Genomic DNA, 6,632 nt, shown 5'->3' on the forward strand with positions numbered 1-6,632 from the left:
CCGCTTCAACGCAAAAACGAGCTGCCGGAGCAGCTCGTCTCGCTCAAAATCAGGACAGGCCGGAATCGCTGCGGCCGGCTCGCTCGAGCCGCTCTTCGGCCAGACGCCCGATCAGTCCGGGCAGCCAGTCCTCCTGCCGCTCGAACCGGAATCCGGCCTTTGCCGCCTTGCCGCCGTCCATATACCAAGAGCCTTCGACTCCATAAGGAGAGCCGTTCTGCTCCGTCACCTCCGTCGTCAGCCGCGGCTGCCTGCCGGTCGCCGAGCCGATCATTCCGGCAAGCTCCCGCAGCGGGATGCTGCCTCCGGAGCAGGCGTTCACCGGACCGCTCAGCGGCGCCGACTTGAGCCAGCTCAGCAGCCGTCCCGCCTCATCGGAGCGGATGAACTGCACCCTCGCGTCCGGCGAAGGCATGCCGATCTCCAAGCCGGCAGCGACCCGCTCCACATGCCAGTGCAGCCTGCGCGTGTAGTCATCTTCCCCGACGACAAAAGGCGGCCGTACAAAGAGGGATTCCATGTCCGCCTGAGCCGCGAGCACCGCCTCCGACTGGCGCTTTCCTTCCGCATAGCTGAGCGAGTGGCGGTCGGTGCCGGTCACGGGATAGCCTTCCGGCAGCCAGTCCTCCTCCCGCTGAGCCTGTTCGGACGGCTCGAAGACCGCGAGCGAGGAGACGAAAACAAACCGCCCCGTCCTTCCGGCGAACGCCTTGCATGCCAGCCGAGCCTCATCCGGCGAGTAGCCGATCATGTCGTAGACGACATCCCACTCCCGGCCCTGGACGGCCGGCAGCAGCGAGCTTTCCTCGCCCCGATCCAACACCAGCCTTTCCGGCTCGCCCTCGTATGTCACCTCCGTCTTGCCGGTGGAGCCGACCGTCACCTCGTGGCCTTCCCGCAGCAGCTCGTCGACCAGATGCTTGCCCATGAGTCTCGTTCCGCCGAGCACCAGAATCCTCATGTCCTCATCCTTTCCTGTTGCCTCCCTTGTCGTATTCGTTCCCACGCGCAAAAAAACCTGCCTCCGGCGATGGAGGCAGGGCAGCTTGCAATTGGGACCGCTCAGGCCAGTTTCCACAGAGCGGGCGTCGTGGCCGGCTCCCATCCCGCCAAGGCGGTATGAGGCTGCAGGCACGCATAGGTCTTGCCGCCGTAGGTTGCTTTGTCCCCGGCTTTGTACGCCGTGCCCGGCGTCCAGGCCGCAGCTCCCGGCGTCGCGCTCGGCGTTGGCGCCGTACTCGGCGATGGCGTCACGCTCGGCGTTGGCGTAGCACTTGGCGTCGGCGTCGGCGTCGCGCTCGGCGTCGGCGTCGCGCTCGGCGATGGCGTCGCGCTTGGCGTCGGCGTCGCGCTCGGCGTCGGCGTCACGCTTGGCGTCGGCGTCGCGCTCGGCGTCGGCGTCGCGCTTGGCGTCGGCGTCGCGCTCGGCGTCGGCGTCGCGCTTGGCGCTGGCGTCGCGCAGGCTCCTACCGCCTTCCATGGTCCATTGGCTCCGCTCAGATCCGGCCGATCTCCTTGCGTCCACCATTTCGCCTCGTAGACCGAACCGTTGTACGAAGCCTTCTGGCCGCCGACATACACCGTCGTCGCACTCCAAGCCGCCGCCGTGCATAGGCCCGGAGTCGGCGTCGGCGTTGCGCTTGGCGTCGGTGTCGCGCTCGGCGTCGGCGTTGCTGTCGGCGTCACGCTTGGCGATGGCGTCGGCGTCGCTCCTGGCGACGGGCTCGGCGCCGTGCCGTACAGCTTTTCATACTCGGCTTTCGAGGAGCTTCCGTTCAACGTCACCCGCTGAGGCCCGCCGGAGAAGTTCAGCTTCATCATGCCCGGAATGTCCAGCGTCGCGCCGTTCGCGATCGTCTGCGTCGCCGTTCCCGTCAGACGGTAGCGGTTGAAGTCCCACGCCGTGGAAATCCGCTCGACCGAACCGGCTCCCCACGCGGAGGTCAGCGTCGTCGTCGTCGGCAGATCGAACTCCAGCTTCCATCCCCCGGCGATATCCTCTCCGGTGTTGTTCGTGATCTTGAGCGAGTATGTGTAGTTCGGATGATCGTAATTGCCGCTGAACGCGATGCTGAAGTTTTTCGGCGCAGGCAGCTGCGGCTTCGCGGCTCCTCCGGGCAGTCCGGCCGTCTTCAGCTTGTTGTAGGCGAATTCGGTCAGCGTATTGCCGTACGTGTACGTTCCGTCGGCCGCCTGCGAGTAGTCGCCGGTCAGCTCCCAGAACATCATGCCGCCCAGGCCCTTTTCCTTGATGTAGTCCAGCTTGTATCCGAGCGATTCCGTGTCCTCATAGGTCAGGAACACTTTTTTGCTCGCGTTGAACAGGTAAGGCGTTTTTGTCACCGGGTCGAAATAGCGCTTGTTGGCCGGGTCTTTGAGCAGATTGAGGATATGCCAGATCGGATTCGCTCCGGCCGGCTGCTCCGGCGCGGGATCGTTCCAGATGCCGAACTCGCCGTCCGCCCCTCCTCCGGTCGTCGGCGCCGTTCCGTACAAGCCGGTGTTGTCGATGCCGCCGTTCACGTTTTTCCAGCCGCGGGAATAGTACGGGACGCCGATGACGATCTTCTCCGGCGGCAGCGTGCCGAGGTAGTAGCGGGTCGCCCAGTCCGTGTTCAGCACCGGCGTGCCGAGCGCGGCCGTTTCCGTGTCGCGGGCGTCCGGATACAAGGCGGAATGAGGACCGACATAGCCGTTCCAGGCGCCGTGGAAGTCGTAGGTCATGAGGTTCGCCCAGTCGAGATATTGGTTCGCCTCGCCGAGCTTCATGCCGCCGAGAATCCAGCTCGACGCCGTCGCGGCGACGGTCAGATCGTATTTCTGGTTGTCCTGAGCGCCTGCCGCATCCAGCTTCTCGCGCAGCTTTTTCATCAGCAGGATGTAGTTGTCGTAGTTCACCTTGCGCAGCGGCTCGGCGACCGAGAAGTCATTCGGATTGCCCGATTGGCCCGTGCCCGACGGATATTCCCAGTCGATGTCGACGCCGTTGAACTTGTACGTCCGCAGGAAGTCGATGACGCTGTTTGCGAACGTCTCGCGGCCCGCTTCCGTATTCGCCATATTGTAGAAACCGCCCGAGCCCGCCCAGCCGCCGACCGAGATCAGCGTGCGCACGTCCGGATAGAGCTGCTTGTACTTCACGAGCTGGTTGAAGTGTCCCTTGAACGGAAGCTCGGCGAGCTGCCCCGGATAATCCTTCTCGACAGCCGCCTTGCGGTCCATGATTTCGATCTTGTTCTGAGCGTTTACTTTGGCGAAGGCATAGTTGATGTGCGTAATGCTTCCCCACGGAATCTTGTCGACCGTGTAGAAGCCTTTGTTTTCCTGGTCTCCCCATTCCGGAAAATAAGCGACGATCTTGCGGGGATGGTCGGCTGCCGGGGCAGGTGCCGACGGGCCCGTCCCAGCCGCGGCCTTCGTCAGCGCGATGCCTGGTCCATAAAGCGGAACGAGGACGATCAAGGTCATCAGAGCGGCGAGCAGGCGGGCCGCCGGCTTAGCTTTGCGATAGCTCATGGCGTTCATGCGATTCGATTCCTCCATGCGGATTGATAGATTCGTTGAGGCTGAGCATTGAAAAAGCCCCTTTTCGTCCATTCCAGGTTCGGTTCGGAATGCCGCGAAAAGGGGCTGCAGGCTGGACAGCTTATTTCAGCTTCCAAAGAGCGGGAGTCGTAGCCGGCTCCCAGCCGGCGAGCGAGGTGTGAGGCTGCAGGCAGGCATACGTCTTGCCGCTGTAAGTCACGACATCTCCCGCTTTATACGCTACGCCTGCAGCCCAGGCAGAGGCGCCTGGCGTTGCGGACGGCGTCGGCGTTGCCGTAGGTGTAGGAGTCGCGCTTGGCGTAGGCGTTGCCGTCGGCGTCGGCGTTGCGCTCGGTTTCGGCGTTGCGCTTGGCGTAGGCGTCGCGGTCGGCGTTGGCGTAGGCGTCGCGCTCGGTGTCGGACTTGTCGTTCCGCAAGTGCCGGCTGCCTTCCAAGGACCGTTCGCTCCGCTCAGATCCGGACGATCGCCTTGGGTCCACCACTTCGCTTCGTAAATCGTGCCGTTGTAGGAAGCCTTTTGTCCGCCCGTATAAACCGCCGTCGAGCTCCATGCCGTCACCGTGCACGTGCCCGGAGTCGGCGTCGCGCTTGGCGTAGGCGTTGCGCTTGGGCTTGTCGTCGGTGTCGGCGTGACGCTCGGCGTGGCGGTTGGCGTCGGCGTCGCGCTCGGCGTAGCCGTCGGTACCGGCGTCGGCGTTGCGCCCGCATAGCCGAGATCGGAGGCCAGCTTGTTCAGCAGCGTCTTGTTGCGGTCGCCGCTCGTCTCCCAGAACATCGCGCCGGCGAGACCTTTGGATTTCAGGTAGCTCGTCTTGAAGTCGAAGGATTGAACATCGTCATAGCTGATGTACGTGCCGTTGGTCGGATTGTACAGGTAAGGCACCTTAGCGGCATCATTCCAATAGCGCGTGTAGCCGTTCTTGTTGATATAGTTTGCTTCCAGATCATAGAAGTCGTAGCTGCCCTTCTCCCAAGTTCCCGTAGAGGAAATGCCCGCGCAGACTTGGTACTGTCCATTTCCTGCCGTCGGACAGCCGCCCCAGCCTCGACCGTAGAAGGCCATGCCGAGCACGAGCTTGCTTGCCGGTACGCCTTTGGCAAGGTAGGTCGTGACCGCCTTGTCGATGTTGAAGTTCTGCGGATCCGTCAAGCCGCTGGTTGCGGCCGCCGTATCATAGTACAGCGGAGCATTGTGGCCGCTTGTCTTGTTCCAGCTGCCATTGAAGTCATACGTCATGATGTTGATCCAATCGACGATGCTGGCAATTCCGGCCAGGTCATTGTTCTGGACGTAGGTCGGGCCTGCTCCGGAAGCGATCGTCAGCAGATAATCCTTGCCGTCGGCTTTTTCAGCCGCATCGAGCTTCTCCCGGATTTTCTGGAGCAGCAGGACGTAGTTCTGCTTGTCTTCCGGCCGGTAGCTGTTGCCGTCCAGGCCGCCGCTGACCGGATATTCCCAGTCGAGATCGACGCCGTCCATCTTGTATTTGCGAATGAAGTCGACCGATGAATTCGCGAATACTTCGCGAGTCGCCGCGGTGGCCGCTACATCGGAGAAGCGGTTCGACCACGTCCAGCCTCCGATCGAAATGACCGTTTTCAAATCCGGGTTTTTGTCCTTGAGCTTCCACAGCTGCTTGAGGTTGCCTTTGATCGGGTCGTCCCATTTGTCGTCTCCGAAGCTCTTCTGAGCGTCGATCCATGGATCGCCCAGCACGACCGTACCATTCGGAACGTTGATCGCTTGGCCCGCTTCATTCTGACAGGACCAGGTCGTCGGGTTCGGCCCCGTCGGATCTGGATTGCCGTGCTTTCCGTTCCAGCAAATATCGGCGAAGGCGTAGTTGATGACATTCATTTTGCTGGCATCGATATCCGTCACGTTGTACGCACGGCCGTACGCCGCCCATGAGGCGTAATACCCTACGATCTTGTAGTTTGATGCGGCGTCGGCCTGCTTCACTCCGGCACTGAAAGAAGGGATAATCGAAAGGGCTAATGCCGCGACCATTGCCAATGCATAGCTTCTGCGGAATTTACGAGATTTGATGATCATTCATGTCTTGCCTCCCTTATGAATTTCAATCTATGAAAGCGTTTTACAAGAGCGATAAAATCCAGTCCACCTCCGTGCTCCAGCTTCTCCCTCACCTTGATTCCTCTCATGAACATAACGAATCATGTAATTTCAAAATCAATTGATGCAGCCACAACTCGTAGCGGCAAGTAGAGAAACGGCAATTGGTATCGCTTCCTTTTTGGAATCAGCCGGATCCGTCGCTTGCCGAACCCGGCATTGATTCAAGCATCCGGGAGCTCATAAATCTCCCGTTCTTACAGTCCATCTTCTTGGGTAGTTTTTATGACATAGGGAGCGGTGAAGGTAGTTCTAATTGTCGGTGAAAAGCAGCGAATCCGCTAGGGGGACAAATCAGAGCGGGCGGGGGAATTTTTTTCTAATCGGGCACTCAAAGCGCGGCAATAGGGGAAAGATTGTAGCGCGAACGTGAAATTCTTTAAATAACGCGAATTGAATCATTTCGGAGATAAATATAAGAAGGAGTTTGAGAAAACGGCTCCACGCCTAGCTGTTTGGCTTGGCTGCATCAACCGATTCCATGTCTGAAAGAACCAGGAGGGGGAAATTTTAGTTGTAGACAAAAAAAAGCCGCCTCATGGGCAGCTAGTTGATTTCAATGGAGCGGAAGACGGGAATCGAACCCGCGACCCTCGCCTTGGCAAGGCGATGCTCTACCGCTGAGCCACTTCCGCAAATAAATGGCGGAGCTGACGGGATTCGAACCCGCGGTCTCCTGCGTGACAGGCAGGCATGTTAGGCCTCTACACCACAGCTCCGAATGAAGAATCAGTTCTTATGTAGAAAGAGATTGGTTGCGGGGACAGGATTTGAACCTGTGACCTTCGGGTTATGAGCCCGACGAGCTACCGGACTGCTCCACCCCGCGCCAGTGATCATCTCTTCAGGACTTGCGCCCTGAAAACTGGATCGAACGAAATGCCGTGCTGACCGGCTGTTCTTGCTAAGTAGGATAAGCCCTCGACCGATTAGTACTCGTCAGCTGCAC

General features: G+C 60.2%; 3 protein-coding genes and 3 tRNA genes. All 6 read right to left on the reverse strand.

Features of this window, described 5'->3' with window-relative positions; genetic code table 11:
- Nucleotides 1–49: 49 nt before the first annotated feature.
- The 6 genes from H582_RS32350 to H582_RS0109340 all read right to left on the reverse strand — a co-directional run bounded on the left by H582_RS32350 (nt 50) and on the right by H582_RS0109340 (nt 6,512).
- The gene (locus H582_RS32350) at nt 50–961 is read right to left on the reverse strand and encodes an NAD-dependent epimerase/dehydratase family protein (RefSeq protein ID WP_028598338.1); all 912 of its coding nucleotides are present in this window, start codon (nt 959–961) and stop codon (nt 50–52) included.
- A 101-nt stretch (nt 962–1,062) separates the two neighbouring features.
- The gene (locus H582_RS26760; RefSeq protein ID WP_052333102.1) at nt 1,063–3,525 is read right to left on the reverse strand and encodes a glycosyl hydrolase family 18 protein; all 2,463 of its coding nucleotides are present in this window, start codon (nt 3,523–3,525) and stop codon (nt 1,063–1,065) included.
- Between the two features lie 121 nt (nt 3,526–3,646).
- The gene (locus H582_RS0109325; RefSeq protein WP_028598339.1) at nt 3,647–5,602 is read right to left on the reverse strand and encodes a glycosyl hydrolase family 18 protein; all 1,956 of its coding nucleotides are present in this window, start codon (nt 5,600–5,602) and stop codon (nt 3,647–3,649) included.
- Between the two features lie 641 nt (nt 5,603–6,243).
- Nucleotides 6,244–6,318, reverse strand: a tRNA-Gly gene (locus tag H582_RS0109330).
- 7 nt (nt 6,319–6,325) lie between these two features.
- Nucleotides 6,326–6,402: transfer RNA gene (locus H582_RS0109335), tRNA-Asp, on the reverse strand.
- A gap of 33 nt (nt 6,403–6,435) precedes the next feature.
- A tRNA-Met gene (locus tag H582_RS0109340) sits at nt 6,436–6,512 on the reverse strand.
- Nucleotides 6,513–6,632 lie beyond the last annotated feature (120 nt).

It is taken from the genome of Paenibacillus pasadenensis DSM 19293 (genome assembly GCF_000422485.1).
GTDB classification, from domain to species: domain Bacteria; phylum Bacillota; class Bacilli; order Paenibacillales; family Paenibacillaceae; genus Paenibacillus_O; species Paenibacillus_O pasadenensis.